This window comes from Listeria marthii, assembly GCF_014227425.1.
In the GTDB taxonomy this organism is placed as follows: domain Bacteria; phylum Bacillota; class Bacilli; order Lactobacillales; family Listeriaceae; genus Listeria; species Listeria marthii.
Genome location: NZ_JAASWB010000002.1, coordinates 15,176 through 31,553 on the forward strand (window position 1 = coordinate 15,176; position 16,378 = coordinate 31,553).

A 16,378-nucleotide genomic window follows, 5' to 3' on the forward strand; every position below is an offset into this window, starting at 1 on the left:
ACATCAAAGTCATTGGCGTTTATAATCTTGTGGAAAATCATTTTTGCTCCGTATTCTTCGCCTTTTCATTGAATGCTGTAATGTGTTTATGCACTTCCTCAGCAACATTCAAAGGGACGCCTGCTTCTTTAATTTCTTCTATAGATGCTTCTTTTAATTTTTTCATCGAGCCGAAGTGTTTAAGTAACTTTTTCTTGCGACCGGGTCCTACGCCTGGGATGCCGTCAAGTATGGACTGGAAGCCGGTTTTGCTGCGTAGTTGGCGGTGGAATGTGATCGCGAAACGGTGGACTTCATCTTGCATTCGTTGTAGTAAATAGAATTCTTGGCTGTTTCTTTCGAGCGGGATGATTTCTAATGGATCGCCGAATAACAATTGGCTAGTTCGGTGTTTGTCATCTTTTGCTAGTCCGGCTACTGGGATATCTAAGCCAAGTTCATTCGTTAAGACGTCTTTGGCGCTGTCGATTTGTCCTTTACCGCCATCAATTAATATTAAGTCGGGCATTGGTAGTCCTTCTTTGAGGACGCGCCAGTAGCGACGGCGAATGACTTCGCGCATTGTTGCGTAGTCGTCTGGGCCTTCTACGGTTTTAATTTTGTATTTGCGGTAATCGTTTTTACTTGGTTTGCCGTCAAGGAATGTGACCATCGCGGAAACTGGGTCTGTACCGTGAATATTGGAGTTATCGAAGGCTTCCACGCGTGATGGAGTTGGGATTCCCATTGCTTCTCCAAGTCGTTCTACTGCGCCGACTGTGCGCTCTTCATTGCGTTCAAGTAGCATGAATTTTTCGTTTAGAGCAATTTTGGCATTTTTATAAGCAAGTTTTACGAGATCTTTCTTATTCCCGCGTTGTGGAACGATGATTTTTGTATCGGGAACGACTGCTTGCACCGCCTCGCTATCAACATCATTCGGTAAATAAATTTCTTGCGGCGGAATATGGTTGGCTTTTTGGTAAAATTGACCAATGAAAGTAAGGAAATCTTCGTCGGCATCGTTATAAAATGGAAACTGGGAAACGTCGCGCTCAATCAGTTTACCTTGGCGAATGAAGAATACTTGGACGCACATCCAGCCTTTATCAATGGCGTAACCAAAGACATCGCGGTCAACAAAATCGTTCATCGTCATTTTTTGTTTTTCCATGGTAGTTTCGATGGCGTTGATTTGGTCGCGGAATTCTCCGGCTTTTTCGAATTCCATATTTTCTGCAGCATCTTGCATTTTTTTCATTAAATCATTTTTAACGGTTTTATAGCCGCCGTTTAGGAATGCGACTATCTCATCTTGCATTTCTTTATACTTACTTGCTTCCACGTCAAATACGCACGGGGCAAGGCATTGTCCGAGGTGATAGTATAAACAGACTTTATTTGGTAACGTGCTGCATTTTCGTAACGGGTATAGGCGATCTAAAATCCGTTTTACTTCGTTGGCAGCGTAGACATTTGGATACGGTCCGAAATATTTCCCTTTGTCTTTTTTTACTTGGCGGGTAATAATTAGGCGCGGATGTCGTTCGTTCGTAATTTTAATAAACGGATAGGTTTTATCGTCCTTTAGGCGAATATTAAAACGTGGATCGTGCTTTTTAATTAAATTGATTTCTAGTAGTAAAGCTTCTACGTTGGATGATGTGACGATATATTCAAAATCCACAATTTCTTGGACTAAGCGTTGCGTTTTACTATCGTGCGTTCCTGAAAAATACGAACGTACACGATTTTTTAAAATTTTTGCTTTCCCAACATAAATAATGGTTCCTTGTCGGTCTTTCATCAAGTAACAACCGGGTTGGTCCGGCAGAAGCGCTAGTTTATTTTGGATATGTTCAGAAGACATTTTATCAACTCCAGTTACACATTTAAAAAGAAGCCTAGAACAAACATTCTAAGCTTCTTTCATTTTAGCATAATTTTAAACGTATTTGTTGATGACTTCATCCAGTTCTTCTTTTGGACGGTAGCCGATAATTGTATCTACTACTTCGCCGTCTTTTTTGATAAGAAGTGTTGGAATACTCATAACGCCAAAGCTTCCTGGTGTTTCTGGGTTTTCATCTACGTCCATTTTGACGATTTTAAGTGCTTCGCCGCGTTCTTCTTGTATTTCTTCTAAAACTGGAGCCACCATGCGGCAAGGACCACACCATGTTGCCCAGAAATCTGTTAATACTAAGCCTTCGCTAGTTTCTTGTTCAAATGTTGCATCTGTAATTTCTTTTACCATGATTTAATTCACTCCTTATGACTTTTGTACACACAGTATAGCATTTACGCCTATTCCGAGCCATATTTTTGCTCAGTTGTTTACTTAAATTCGACGATTGTTACACCGTTCCCGCCTTCTGCTGCTGCACCAAAACGGATTGATTTGACCATGCGATGATTTTTCAGATATTCTGTAACACCGGTTCTAAGTGCGCCGGTTCCTTTACCGTGAATAATGGCTACTTGTGGATAGCCTGCGAGCAATGCTTCATCGAGGTATTTGTCGACTTTTTGCAGTGCATCTTCGTAGCGTTCGCCGCGCAAATCAAGTTCGCTTTTAGCCGGTGAGCCGCTGCTATGAACCGATGTAATAATGCGTTGTTTCTTCGGTTTTTCTGGTTGGATATATTCGAGATCGGTGGTTTTGATTTTCATTTTGATGATGCCGATTTGGACGTTCCATTCTTTATCGTTAATTTTGCTTAAAAGTGTCCCTTTTTGGCCGAGTGATAAGACGCGAACATTGTCGCCATTTTTGAAAACGTGTGGTTTTTGTTTTGGCGCTTGAGGAATGGTTTTGTTGATTGTTTTTGGTTTGGCTTTCCCAAGTCTTGTTTTGGCGTCAATCAGTTCGTGTTCTTTGATGCCGGCTGCTCCGTTTAATTGCATTGTGCGCAATTCGTGGATGATTTCTTCGGCTTCTGCTTCGGCTTTTTCCACGATGGTAGCTGCTTTTTCACTCGCTTGTTCGATTAATTTATCTTTTTGTTGGTAGTAATTGGTAATTTCTTTTTGTAAATCTTTTAAAAGAGCCTCGGCACCGCGAGCTAGTTCATGTGCTTCTTCATATTCTGTTTCCGCTAAGTTACGTTTTTCTTCTAGGCTGGAAATCATATCATTTAAATCGGCGCTTTCGGTATCGACAAGGCTTCTTGCTTCGGTGATGATACTTTCGTTTAATCCTAGACGGCGCGAAATATCGAAAGCGTTACTTCGTCCGGGAACGCCGATTAGTAGTTTATAAGTCGGGCTAAGCGTTTCAACATTGAATTCAACCGATGCATTCGTTGCGTGAACGCGGTTGTATCCATATGCTTTTAGTTCGGGGTAATGGGTCGTTGCGACAACACTTGCACCTTTTGCATGGCTGGCATCAAGTATTGCAATCGCTAGTGCCGCACCTTCTTGCGGATCTGTCCCAGCCCCAAGTTCATCGTATAAAATTAGAGATTTATGGTTTACTCTTTCTAAAATGGACACGATATTCGTCATATGGGACGAGAAGGTACTCAAGCTTTGTTCAATAGATTGTTCGTCACCAATATCGGCAAATACATGTTCAAAAACAGCAATCGTGGAATCTTCCTGTGCTGGAATTTGTAAGCCTGATTGTGCCATTAAAGTTAGTAATCCCAATGTTTTCAGCGTAATTGTTTTACCACCTGTATTTGGACCAGTAATTACAATCGTCGTAAAATCTTCACCTAAATAAATATCATTAGCAACGACTTTAGTTGCATCTAAAAGCGGATGTCTCGCGGCAATTAAATGCACTACTCCTGTATCACTAAGATGCGGCGTTACGGCTTTCATCGCTTTCCCGAAACGCGCTTTGGCGAAAATAAAATCAAAGCGGCCAAGAATAAAGGTATTATGATGAATTTCATTAATCCAACCAGCAAGTGATGCCGAAATTTCCGCAAGAATACGTTCGATTTCTTGTTTTTCTTTAGCTTGAAGCGCTTTTCGTTCGTTATTTAAATCTACTACGCTTTGTGGCTCAATGAAAAGTGTTTGACCAGATGCGGATTGGTCATGAACGATACCACCATAATGCCCTTTATATTCTTGTTTAACAGGGATAACGTAGCGATCATTTCGAATCGTAATAACGGCATCGCTTAACATTTTCGAAGCATTGCGATCGCGCAAATAAGATTCTAATTTTTCCCGTACGCGGTCTTCCGTGCGGCGGAGTGTACGTCGAATTGTACTAAGTGCTTCACTCGCAGTATCTAATACTTTCCCGCTTTCATCAACGGAAATCGCAATATCCTCCTCGACTTCTTTTAATACTAAAAGTTCATCCGAAAGCGCGCCGAGAAGTGGTATTTCGACACCAATTTCGAGTAAATCGTTCATAAAGTTTTTCATTTGACGGCTTACGCGCAAGTTGCTACCGATTTGGTAGATTTCAAGCCCGTTTAAATCGCCACCAATCTCTAGGCGTTTCAAATGTGCAAAAACATCTGTCAAACCAGTAATCGGCGCACTTCCCCGTAAACGAATAATTTTGGCTCCTTCTTCTGTTTCGAGTTGCGCTTTTTGCACGACTTGAAAATCTGTCGCTGGAGCGAGTTCCAAAATCGCTTGCTCCCCTAGTGAAGAAGAAGCAAATTCTGTGAGTTGTTTTTTTATTTTATCAAATTCTAAAATGGCTTCTACTTTTTTTTCCATTGGTCATCCTTCTTTTTAAAAGTTATTTATTCTGTAAAAATTGTTTAAATTCAGCCGCTGTTTTCGTATTTAGAATCGCGGACTTGTCTAGCCAAGCTTTCGTTGCTGCGCGAACTCCGATAGACATGAAATCAAGATGTTTCGTGTCGTGCGCATCTGTATTGATTGCAATTGGAACACCTGCTGCATGAGCCATTTCTAGATGCGCTCGGTTTAAATCAAGGCGCTGTGGATTGGCGTTTAGTTCTAGTGCAGTTCCGGTATTTTTCGCTAGTTTGATTAGTTCTTTCATATTAACATGATATGGCTTTCTTTTCACGACAATTCTACCTGTTGGATGAGCAATCAAGCGAACGTAAGGATTTTCGCACGCTGTTTTTAGTCGTTTCATGATTTCTTCTTCAGATTGTTGGAAACTGGAATGAATCGATGCAATAACAAAATCCAACTGTTTCAGCGTTTCGTCATCAAAATCAAGCGAACCATCTGCTAAAATATCCATTTCAACGCCTGAATAGACGTCGATTTCTGGGTAGTTTGCAGCTATTTTTTTGATTTCGGCTTGTTGTTCCAGCAGTCTTTTCTCATCCAATCCATTTGCTACACGTAAAAATTTCCCATGATCAGTAATTACCATGTACTCATATCCTTTTGCGATACATGCTTCAATCATTTCTGGAATCGCGTAAGCGCCGTCTGACCAAGTTGTATGCATGTGTAAATCACCGCGAATATCACTTAATTCAAGGAATTTCGTTTCCTTCGTTACACGCTCAATTTCTGTACCATCACGGCGAACTTCTGGTGGTAAAAATGGAATGTCAAAATGTGCAAAAAAGGCTTTTTCTGAGTCGAAATGGCGCATGCTTCCGTCTTCCTGCTCCACCCCGTATTCACTTATTTTTTCATTCGATTGTTTAGCTAACTGGCGCATTTTGATATTGTGATCTTTGGACCCGGTAAAATGGTGTAGTGTCGTTGCGAAAGCTTTCTTTTCTACTAGGCGAAAATCCACCGAGATAGTAATATTGTCTTCTAAAACTGCCGATACTTTTGTTTCACCGGCCCCAATGACATCTGTAATTAGCGGAAAATCCAGCAATGCTTTTTGCACTTCTTCTGGCTTTTCGGTCGCGATGACATAATCAAGATCTTTCACCGTTTCCCGCAATCTCCGTAAACTCCCGGCTTGCGCAAACGTTTCGATTGCAGCAATTTTAGCTAAATAAGCTTCTACTTTATCAATGATTGGTAAAACGTCGTTGAGCGGATAGCGATCAGGTCGTTCACCCATTTCGCGCACAGCTTCTGCCATTTTCTCAGCAGACTTTTTACCAAACCCTTTTAACGCTTCGATGTTGCCATTTTCCGCTTCTTGAAGTAACGAATCTTTATCCACCACACCTAGCTCATGATAAAGTCGTGATAATTTCTTACCACCAAGCCCCGGCACGTCTAAAAGTGGAACAAGGCCAGCGGGTACTTCTTTTTTTAGCTCGACGAGTTCTGGACATTCGCCGCTATCTAAATAACGTTGAATAATTTCGCCGGTTGTTTTACCAATACCGCTAATTTTCGTGAAATCCTCAATTTCGGATAGACTTCTACTATCTAATTCAATTGCTTGAGCTGCTTTCCGGAAAGCCGATATTTTAAAGCTATTTTCTCCTTTTAATTCCATATAAATGGCAATTTCTTCCAGTAAACGAATAATTTCTTTTTTATTAGTAGCCATCGTTATTCCTCCCGTTCGGTCATTAAAAAAATACCAGCGTAGTCCTATCCAAAATTGGCTAAGAGTGTACATCTGGTATCGAATGTTTCTTTTATTTTGGCAGAATGTCTGTCATCCAGTCATAAAATTGTTCGGACAAAATTGGCGTGTTCTCGAGCATCCACTGAGCAACTGTAGAGCTGTCAATCAGATTTTCTGACCAATTCGCCGGATAAATTGCCATGATAAACAATACAATAAAAATAAGTAAATAAGACTTAATAACGCCAAAAACAGCTGCTACTAATCCATTAATTTGGCGCAAAACAGGTATTTTTGTTAAGCCACCAACAAGAGATGCAAGCATGTGAACGACAATGATTGCCACAATAAAAATAATCGCAAATCCTAAGACATTATAATAAGCTGTTTCTGTTCGTAATTCCTGTAAAATAATAGATAATCCATCTGAAGTATCACTACCTGGATAAGGTATAAAGGTTAAATGGGGCGCTAAATCTTCGTAATATGTATACGAGATAAAAAATGCCAAAATATAACCTAGTAACAATATAAGTTGTTTGATTAAGCCTGTTCTGAAACCTGCAAAAAAGCCACAAACAAGCAAAATTAAAATAATCGCATTTAAAATCATTGATCTCTTCCTTTGATACGAGCCAGTTCTTGTTCCAACTCTAGATATTTTTGTTCTAGTTTTAAATAATCGTGAGTTGCATTCACAGCTGTCAGTACAGCGAGCCTTCCGCTATCAAGCGCATGATTTTGAGAGCCGATTTCGTGCATTTTTTCATCGACTTCGCGAGCTACTTTTCGTAAGTGGTCTGTTGTTTCTATGCCAACAATTGTATATTCTCTACCATAAATTGTGGTCACTACTCTATTTCTCTCATTTGCCACGTAAATTCCTCCTCGCCCAAATTCATTTAGGCCGCTACTTGTCATAATCTTATCACGAAAAAGCCCGAAAGAAAAGAGTCAACCACCTGTTTGACCGATATTCAGTCTTTCGTCGTAGTATGTTACAATAGAACTTTGAAAGGATGATGCCTTATCGCAAATACAGTTATCGTTGTCAATCAACCAACACTTGAAAAAATGAAACAAACATATCTCCCTTTTTCCAATCCAAAACTCCCACCAGGAGCCGTTTTCGCAGCTAAAAAACCTGGTGTCTCTATTACTGGTTATAAATCGCGCAAAGTGATGTTCCAAGGAGTAAACGGAGAAGCCGAAGCGAAAAAATGGGTTGCGGCCCTTCCAGAAGCTAAAACGAAAGCGCCAAGTGTTTCTAAAGGCGTTCTTCCAGCAAACTTCGCATCAAAAAATGTTGTTGGTTCCGATGAAGTCGGCACGGGTGACTTTTTTGGTCCCATTACTGTTTGCGCAGCTTATGTGGACGCGGAAATGATGCCACTTTTAAAAGAGTTGGGGGTCAAGGATTCCAAAGCCATGAAAGATCCAGAAATTTGCCGAATCGCTGAAAAAATCATGCCAATTGTGCCGCATAGTGTGCTACTTTGTCCGAATCCGAAATATAACGAATTACAACAAAGAGGCATGAATCAAGGTCAAATGAAAGCTTTATTACATAATCGAGCAATTGAAAATGTCTTGAAAAAACTAGCACCAGTAAAACCAGAAGCGATTTTAATTGACCAATTTGCTGAAAAAAATACGTACTATCGTTATTTGGCAAAAGAGCCTAGCATTGTTCGTGAGGATGTCTTTTTTGCAACCAAAGCGGAAGGGTTGCATCTTTCGGTGGCGGCGGCTTCGATTATTGCTCGTTATAAATTTGTTCAAGCGTTTGATGCGATGTCGAAGGAAGTTGGTATTCCCCTTCCTAAAGGTGCCGGACCTCATGTTGATACTGTGGCGGCAGAAATCATCGAACGATTTGGAATGGAAACATTAGCTAAATATACAAAACAACATTTTGCTAATACAGAAAAAGCTTTGAAAATTGCTAAAAAATGAGAAAACGCCTCGTCTTTTGTTGACGAGGCGTTTTTATTTATATAGAAGGAATTTGCCAATCAATCGGGGTTGCGCCGTTTTGTTCTAAAAATTGGTTCGCTTTGGAAAAATGTTGGCAGCCCATGAATCCACGTGATGCGGAAAGTGGGCTAGGATGAACGGATGTGAAAGCAATGTGGTTCGGGTTAGTTAATAGTTGCAACTTTTCTTTTGCATTATTGCCCCAAAGTAAAAAGACAACTGGCTCCTCTTTCTCGTTAATCATTTCGATAATGCGGTTCGTTAGCATTTCCCAGCCTTGCCCGCGGTGAGAATTAGCTTGGCCTGCGCGAACAGTTAGTACGGTGTTTAATAGCAATACACCTTGGTCTGCCCACGGTATCAGATAGCCATTGTTTGGGATTTCACAATTCAAGTCATTATGTAGTTCCAAATAAATATTTTGTAATGATGGCGGGATTTGTACACCTTTTTGGACGGAAAAAGAGAGTCCGTGTGCTTGGCCTGGTCCGTGGTATGGGTCTTGGCCGAGTATCACTACTTTTACGTCTTTATAAGCGGTGTGCTTTAATGCGTTAAAAATGTCATACATATCCGGAAATACTTTTTTTGTTTGGTATTCATTTTTTAGGAACTGGCGAAGTTTTAAATAATAAGGTTGGTTAAACTCATCTTTTAATAACTCATCCCAGTCATTTTCGAGTTTTATCATCTGTATCTGCCTCCTTCATTCGTCTCTCCCTACATCTTAGCAAATTAAACTAAAAACCGCACTCCTTTTAAAAAGGAATGCGGTTTGTTCGGCTATTTTTTCGGTGGTACGTTTTCTTGATGATCGCCTTTTCTTGTGATAAATGGCCACCAGTTGCCTCGTCCGAATAATTTAACCATAACCGGAACGAATAGTGGTAGGATAACGACGGCATAGAGTACTAAACCAATCAGAACCACTGTGGCGATTTCTAGTAAGGATAGCACGCCAGCTGGCATCATTGCAGCGAATGTTCCTCCAAGGATGATAACTGCCGAGAAGATAACGCCACCCATATTTTTCATCGCTTTTATCATTCTGTCGCGTACGGAAAGTCCGTTATATTCATTAAAGCGGGACATAAGGAAGATTGAATAATCGATCCCGAGTGCGACGAGTACAACGAATCCAAAGAATGGGGTTGCCCATGTTAGACCACTGTATCCGAGGATTCGCATGAAGATAATTTCTGCAAAACCAAGTGCAGTAAAGTAAGTTAAGACAAGTGATGCAATGAGGTAAATCGGCATTACAAGCGAACGTAAGACGATGACAAGTGTGACGAATACACTCGCTAGGACAATGACAAGCACTAAATGATAATCGGCTGTTGACATATCTCTTGTATCATAGTTAACACTTGTCATTCCGCCAATACCAATTTTGGCATTTTCGAGTTTAGTGCCTTTCATACTTGCTGCAAGTTGATCGTTAATGTCGTCAATGGAATCCATAGCTGCATTCGAGTATGGATTTTTAGTTAGGACAACATTAATCGTTGCTAGTTTGCCATCAGAAGAGATGTATTGATCTAATACTTTTTGGAAATCAGCGTTTTTCAGTAAAGCGTCTGGAACGTAAATTCCGGAACTTGCGTATGGCACTTTTGACCAATCATCAATGAGTCCGTTGGCGGTGTTGAGGCCGCTTTGAACTTTGCCGAGGCCATCTGCACCGGAAGTTAAACCATCTGTAAGTTGCCCCATTTGACCGCTAATGCCAGCAAAGCCTTCTTTTAAAGCACCTTGGCCAGCTGCGATTTGACTAAGTGCATTGGAAATTTCAGGCATTTTGGAAATGACTTGACCTTGACCGTCTGCAGCTTGGTTTAGCCCATTTTCTAATTGCGCTAATCCTGATTCGATTTGACCAAGCCCTGTACCAAATGCGCTAAGACCGTCGGAAATTTGTTTGGACTGCTGATTTAATTGGTTCATCGCAGTTGCAAGTTGTTGAATACCTTGATTAAGTTCTTTCATTTTTGCTTGAAGTGCTGCCATTTGTTTTCCGGCAGCTGTTTGCAAGTCATTCCCAGCTGTTTCTAAGCCTTGGATGTCTGCGGCTAGCTTTTGGAATTTAGGATCATTTCGTACTTCTGGATGTGCGGCTGCAAAAGCTTGGAATGACGCGCCGATTTGTTTAAATTGTGCTTCTAGTTTGGAAGTATCAATTGCTTGTGAGTTCGAGTTTTCAAAGCCTTTTAATTGATCGGCTACATTTTGCAAGTTTTTTTGAATTTCAGCGTAACCTGCTTGGATTTGTGCTTCGCCATTTTGGAGGGTAGCTAGTTGAGATTTCGCTTGTGCTACGCCTTGTTTTAAATCTCCTGCGCCAGTTGCGCCGCTTTCAATACCTGTTTGGATTTGTGCGAGTGCGGATTGCAGTTGGTTGATACCTTCTTCGGTTGCAACAGTACCTTTTTGTAAATCTCCAACGCCAGCAACGGCTTTATTTAGGGCGGGCCCAGATTTTTCCAGTTCAGAACTAGCAGAATCTAAACCTTTTTTCACTTGTCCGACACCATCTGTTGCTTGGCCAACACCGTCGCTAACTTGCCCGGCTTGGTTTTTGATGTAAATATCATCGACACGTTTCCCTGCTGGACGTGAGGCGCTCATGACCATATCGATACCTTTTAAATGAGATAAATCATCGGAAATTTTTTCGATTTGTGCGATATAATCCGTTGTTCGCATATTATCATCATTTTCGATAAAGATTTGCGTTGGCGCGACTTGACCTGCTCCGAAACTATCAGAGACGATTTCAAAACCTTTTTTCGAAGGATATTTGTCGCTAATTTCATCCAGTGAGTTGAATGATTCAGTCCCTGTGTGGAGTAAAATTGGTGGTAGCGTAATAGCTGCGACGATTAGTAGCGCAATCCACGGTCTTGCAAAAGTGAATTTACCAGCAGCACCCCAAATTTTATTTTCTTTATGGCTAATATTTTTATTTAATGGCCAGAATAAATGTGTTCCGAGTGTGCTCATAAAGAATGGCACAAGCGTGTAAAGTGCGGCAAGTAACACGACAATGCCGACGCCAACTGCTACTGCGGAACGATATAAATCGAATTGAACGAAATAAAGTGACGTAAAAGCAACAAGAACAGCTACACCACTATAAATGACTGTTTTTCCAGCTGTCCGGTAAGTGGCATGGACTGCTTCGCGTGGATCTAGTCCAGCTCCCATTTCTTCTTTAAATCGACTCATTAAGAGAATACAATAGTCGGTCCCAATCCCGAACATGATACAGACCATAAATATCTGCGTGTAGGTGGAGACGGGGAAATTAAAGAGGTCAATTAAGAATGCCACCGTGCTTTGTGCTACGAGATAACTAATTCCTACAGTTAAAAGTGGAATAAATGGTGCAACGGCAGAGCGGAATACAAGGAATAATACAACTAAAATAAAGACTACAGTGATGCCCTCTGTTTTATGTAAACCGTCTTCGGAACCTTGGACAACATCTTCTTGAATTAGTTTGTTTCCAGTTAAGTATGTGTCAATGCCCTTCACATCCATTTTTTTATCTAAGGCGTTACGAATGCTTTTAACAGAGGCGTCTGTATCATCTACAGTTAAACTTGCTACTAGCGTTTTACCATCTTTTGATAAAAATTTATCTTTTAATTCTGGTTGGTTGAAGCTTGATACCACATTGGTTACATGGAGATCTTTTTTATCTTTCTCGATAGAGTCTAGCGATTTTTCGATATCGTTTAATTCTGTTCCAGTTAACTTATTCTCAGAAGTGTAAACAGCGATGTAAGCAGAACCTTTGTCGTCTGGATTATGTTTCTTTTGCATTTCTGTTGCTAGTGATGACGGGTAGCCATCGGGCAGCTTTAATTCGCCTTTTTCGCGTACAAGATCTGCCATGGGTGGTGCAATAAACATTAGTACGACTGCTGCTGCAAGCCAAAATGCTAAAATGGCCCAGCGGAGTTTCATAATCCATTTCATGCCAAATCTCTCCTTTTATTTTTTAGGTTCGACAACTGATTTGGTAATTTTCTGAAATAGTTCAAAGAAGTGTTCGCTGTCTTTTTCCCCTAGAATTTCGAGCCATTCGTTCACGAGTAACTCTAATTGTTTTTCGCACTCTTCGTAAACGTTATTCCCTTTTTCTGAGATAGTTAAAACCACGGCACGTTTATCTTGTTGATTTCGTTTTCGCTGAATATATCCTTTGTCTACAAGTTTTTTTAGTTTTGGCGTGATTGCACTTTTATTGACGGACAAAGTGGCTGCTAGTTCGGTGGCGCTAATTCCATCGTAAGCAGCAATTTCACGCAACACAAAAAATTGTTCAATCGACAAGTCGACTGTGTTGGTGGATATTTCGGAAATAGCTTGATGTATATGTGACATAGCGAATATGTAGGTTTGTTGGTAACTCTTTATCAGTTGTTTGACTTTTTGTCTTTCCAAATAAAGTTCACCCCCTTAACTATTTTTCAGTTTAAGCTTTATTTATTTTGAAGTCAAACAAAAAGAACTTGCCGTTAAAGCAAGTTCTTTTCATCATTATTCTACTGATTTTAATGCTTCAATCATGTCAATTCGTTTGAGTTTAATGTGCATCACGACCATCACCACGGTTGCAAAAACAAGTGTGAGAATACCGGAAAATAGATAGCTTGTCCAACTAATCGCTGGGCTAAACATCATTTGATCGACTTCTGCAGTGGTAATAATAAAGCGGTGCAAGAAGAAACCGAGCACGAATCCAGCCACAATCCCCATTAATGTTAAAATAATATTTTCGCGGTAAACGTACATCGTCACTTCTTTTGGATAAAAGCCGAGCACTTTGATGGTAGAAAGTTCGCGAATCCGTTCAGATACGTTGATATTGGTTAGGTTGTATAGAACGACAAATGCGAGCAGTGCGGCCGATGTGATGAGTACGACGATAACGATATTCAAGCTATCAAGCGTGTCTGTTAGCATCGAACTAACGTTATTGGAAAAAGTAACATTGAGAACGGATTTACTATCTGTTAATTTTTCAGCAAAATCGCTTTCCACTTTTTCAGAAGTATCTTTTAACATTAATAAATCTAAATTATAGACTGGTTTTTCTTTGAAAATTTGCTGATAATACGTTGGTGTCATGTAAATATAGTGTAGTGCGTAATTTTCTGTAATGGCACTCACTTTTATTTGGAACTTATCGTTATCGGCGTTTTTGACTGTAATGGTGTCGCCTGGTTTTACGTCAAAAAGTTTAGCCAGTTTTTCGGTGATAATTGCGCCATCGTCTGTTAATTTTTCTGTTGTATGGCTGGCACGGTCGCGTAAAACGATATAATTAGGCAGTTCGTTTAAATTTTTAGGAACAATAATCGACGTTGCTTGCGCGGACTGTCCCGCTTTTACGGTATCGATATTTGTTTGTGACATAGCCAGTTTACTTTTAATATTGGAATCATCCATAAGTTCATCAAATGTTTCTTTGGCTGTCGGTGGCGCGCTCATATCTTGGTAAACAGCGGCATCGTATTTCATTATTTGGCCATATTGCATTTTAGCGATATCACTAATGGAATTCCGGAGGCCAAAGCCAGTAAGGATTAACGCGGTACATCCTGCTACGCCAAGAACAGTCATTAGCATCCGTTGTTTGTAGCGGAATAGGTTTCTAGCGGTTACTTTACTTGTAAAATTCATTCGTTTCCAAATAAATTGTATCCGTTCTAAGAAAATGCGTTTTCCGATTTTTGGTGCTTTAGGGCGCATTAATGTGGCTGCATTGGCCCGAAGTTCTGCGCGACAAGCTACATAAGCTGTAAATGTCGTACAGAATAAAGCGACAAATAAAGATAGCAAACTGTAGCTCCAATAGAAGCCAATATCAACTGGCGGCATTTCATACATCGATTTATAGGCGTTAAAAATGATATTCGGGAAGAACTGGAAGCCAATTAGTATTCCAAGTACGCTCCCAATTACACTCGCGATTGAGCCATAAACGAGGTATTTTAAAATAATGCTTCCATTAGAATAACCAAATGCTTTTAACGTTCCAATCTGCGTTCTTTGTTCTTCTACCATACGCGTCATCGTCGTTAAACAAACGAGCGCAGCAATTAGGAAAAAGAAGATTGGGAATGCGGTCGATAAAGAAGTTAGTCTGTCGGCATTTTCTTTATATTCGCTATATCCCGGGTTATCATTGCGATCTAACACATAATATTTCGGAAGTTCTAGCGTATCTAATTTTTCTTGACCGATTTTAACCTCTTTTTCGGCACTGGCTAGTTTTGGTTCTGCTTTTTGTTTTTCAGTTGTGAATAACGCTAGATTTTTTTCGTATGCTGCTTTTCCAGCGTTTAATTTGGCAAGTGCATTTTGTAGTTCCACTCCGCCTGTTTCTTTACCGGCAGCGAGTTGCGCTTTTGCTGTAGCGAGTTTTTTTGTTCCGGCTTGGTATTTTGCTAAGCCTGCTTCGTAAGTCGCTTTTGGTCCTTGAAATGCTTGTTTTTTCGCGGCTAATGCTTGTTGAGCTTGTTCTAACTTTTGCTTTTCTCCATCTAAAGCTACTCGCGCTTCTTGGTATTTATTTTCAAAAGTAGGCATACAACTAAGCATAAATTCCATTTCAGCGCGCCATTCATTATTGAGATGACCGTATCCAGCTTCATAATCATATATAAATAGACTCAGTACCGTATCAAAACCATTTCGTTCTTTCTCAGTAAGTTTCAAACCTTTTGCAATGGAATCGAATGGGTAAAGCAAGATATCCCTATCCATCTCATCAGCTGGTAAACGATGTTCTTGAGATCTTTCTATGACACTTCTCGTATTTTTCAAATAGCTATTGGTTCTATTCAAAAAGTTATTCGCGTCAGTCCATGCTGCTTGTCCTTGTTTCAATTCTTTTTCTGCTTGTTTAATCGCTGCTTCGCCCTGAGTAATTTGTGGTTGGGCGGCGTCTAATTGTTTTTTCGCGCTAGCTAGTTCGGCTTCTCCGTTGCGGATTTCTGCCTCGCCTTGGCTAATTTTGGCATCATAGCTTTTTTTCGCAGCTTGATACTCGGAAAAGCCGGCATCTAACTGTGCTTTCGCGTCAGCTAGTTTGGCTTCGTTCGTTTTTAGTTCTGCTTTTCCTTGATTAATTTCTTTCGTTGCATCGTTTAATTTCTGTTGTTCAGTTGCTTTTATTTTTTCTAAACGTTTTTCTGGTTGATTTTTCAAGGCTGTTTCGATGCTGCCTTTATCTTTTTCTTCATTAGATATATACGCGTCACTAAAAGCTTTCTCAGATGCTAAATTGGTGAACGTTAAATTGGCGATAGTATATTCTGGTAACGCAAAGTCTTGTTCTGGGATGACCCCGAATGCTTCGGTTTTACCTTTGCCGACTGTGCTTGCGCCGCGTTCTGATTTTTGGATATAGGCTGGTGACTGGACGAAACCAACTACTTTAAAGGTGGATTCTTTTAACGTGCCCGTCAGCTTATTTCCATCATTTTTAACAAAAGTTACTCTATCGCCTAGTTGGACATTTTCGTGGATAAGTTTATTGTTATCCAGGGCAATTTCTCCAGACTTTTCGGGCAAACGACCTGTCACTACTTTATATTTATTGAGCTGATTATCCGCCTTCATAGAATATAATTTAGTAACGATATTTTTGTCTTGCATCAAGGCGTCTGCTGTATACCCGAGTTCCACGCGCTTCACGCCGTCAACTTTTTCAAGCGCCTGTTTGTCGGTTTGATCGATTCCATAGGTTGATTGTACGTTGAAATTGGCTAGATCATACTTATTGAAATAATTATTGGCGGTTAAAAGCATATCTGGGCCAGTTGCTTTTAGTCCAGAGAAAAAAGCAACCCCAAGCATAATAAGCATGAAAATCGAAATAAATCGGCTTTTCGAACGCCATATTTCACGGTAGATATCTTTCCATAATGCTGAACGTTTCACTGGTTGCTCCTT

General features: G+C 40.3%; 11 protein-coding genes. 1 reads left to right on the forward strand and 10 read right to left on the reverse strand.

Going from position 1 to position 16,378, the window contains the following annotated elements:
• Positions 1-37 precede the first annotated feature (37 nt).
• From uvrC to zapA, 6 genes are all read right to left on the reverse strand, one after another.
• Positions 38-1,849, reverse strand: a complete 1,812-nt coding sequence (uvrC, locus tag HCJ55_RS02770) for an excinuclease ABC subunit UvrC (RefSeq protein ID WP_185480045.1) — start codon at positions 1,847-1,849, stop codon at positions 38-40.
• Positions 1,850-1,924: 75 nt separating this feature from the next.
• Complete coding sequence (gene trxA / locus HCJ55_RS02775; RefSeq protein ID WP_008947590.1) at positions 1,925-2,236, reverse strand: thioredoxin; 312 nt, start codon at positions 2,234-2,236, stop codon at positions 1,925-1,927.
• Between the two features lie 80 nt (positions 2,237-2,316).
• The gene (locus HCJ55_RS02780; protein WP_185516953.1) at positions 2,317-4,674 is read right to left on the reverse strand and encodes an endonuclease MutS2; all 2,358 of its coding nucleotides are present in this window, start codon (positions 4,672-4,674) and stop codon (positions 2,317-2,319) included.
• Between the two features lie 22 nt (positions 4,675-4,696).
• Positions 4,697-6,409, reverse strand: a complete 1,713-nt coding sequence (polX, locus tag HCJ55_RS02785; RefSeq protein WP_185516955.1) for a DNA polymerase/3'-5' exonuclease PolX — start codon at positions 6,407-6,409, stop codon at positions 4,697-4,699.
• A gap of 91 nt (positions 6,410-6,500) precedes the next feature.
• Complete coding sequence (locus HCJ55_RS02790; RefSeq protein WP_008947587.1) at positions 6,501-7,043, reverse strand: CvpA family protein; 543 nt, start codon at positions 7,041-7,043, stop codon at positions 6,501-6,503.
• Positions 7,040-7,306, reverse strand: coding sequence for a cell division protein ZapA (gene zapA / locus HCJ55_RS02795; RefSeq protein WP_008947586.1), 267 nt, complete (start codon positions 7,304-7,306; stop codon positions 7,040-7,042). The genes HCJ55_RS02790 and zapA overlap by 4 nt, the downstream gene beginning before the upstream one ends.
• Before the next feature lie 153 nt (positions 7,307-7,459).
• Between zapA and rnhC the strand changes: the two genes are divergently transcribed.
• Positions 7,460-8,386, forward strand: a complete 927-nt coding sequence (rnhC, locus tag HCJ55_RS02800) for a ribonuclease HIII (protein WP_185517352.1) — start codon at positions 7,460-7,462, stop codon at positions 8,384-8,386.
• A gap of 37 nt (positions 8,387-8,423) precedes the next feature.
• Here rnhC and HCJ55_RS02805 read toward each other — a convergent pair whose 3' ends face one another.
• The 4 genes from HCJ55_RS02805 to HCJ55_RS02820 form a co-directional block, all read right to left on the reverse strand.
• Positions 8,424-9,098: a uracil-DNA glycosylase gene (locus tag HCJ55_RS02805; protein WP_185516957.1), complete on the reverse strand. Its 675-nt coding sequence runs from the start codon at positions 9,096-9,098 to the stop codon at positions 8,424-8,426.
• Positions 9,099-9,190: 92 nt separating this feature from the next.
• Entirely contained in the window at positions 9,191-12,391 is a 3,201-nt protein-coding gene (locus HCJ55_RS02810) for an MMPL family transporter (protein WP_185516959.1), read from the reverse strand.
• Positions 12,392-12,406: 15 nt separating this feature from the next.
• A complete protein-coding gene (locus HCJ55_RS02815) occupies positions 12,407-12,859 on the reverse strand; it encodes a MarR family winged helix-turn-helix transcriptional regulator (protein WP_008947582.1) in 453 nt (150 codons plus the stop codon).
• 96 nt (positions 12,860-12,955) lie between these two features.
• The gene (locus HCJ55_RS02820; protein ID WP_185516961.1) at positions 12,956-16,366 is read right to left on the reverse strand and encodes an FtsX-like permease family protein; all 3,411 of its coding nucleotides are present in this window, start codon (positions 16,364-16,366) and stop codon (positions 12,956-12,958) included.
• Positions 16,367-16,378: the final 12 nt, after the last annotated feature.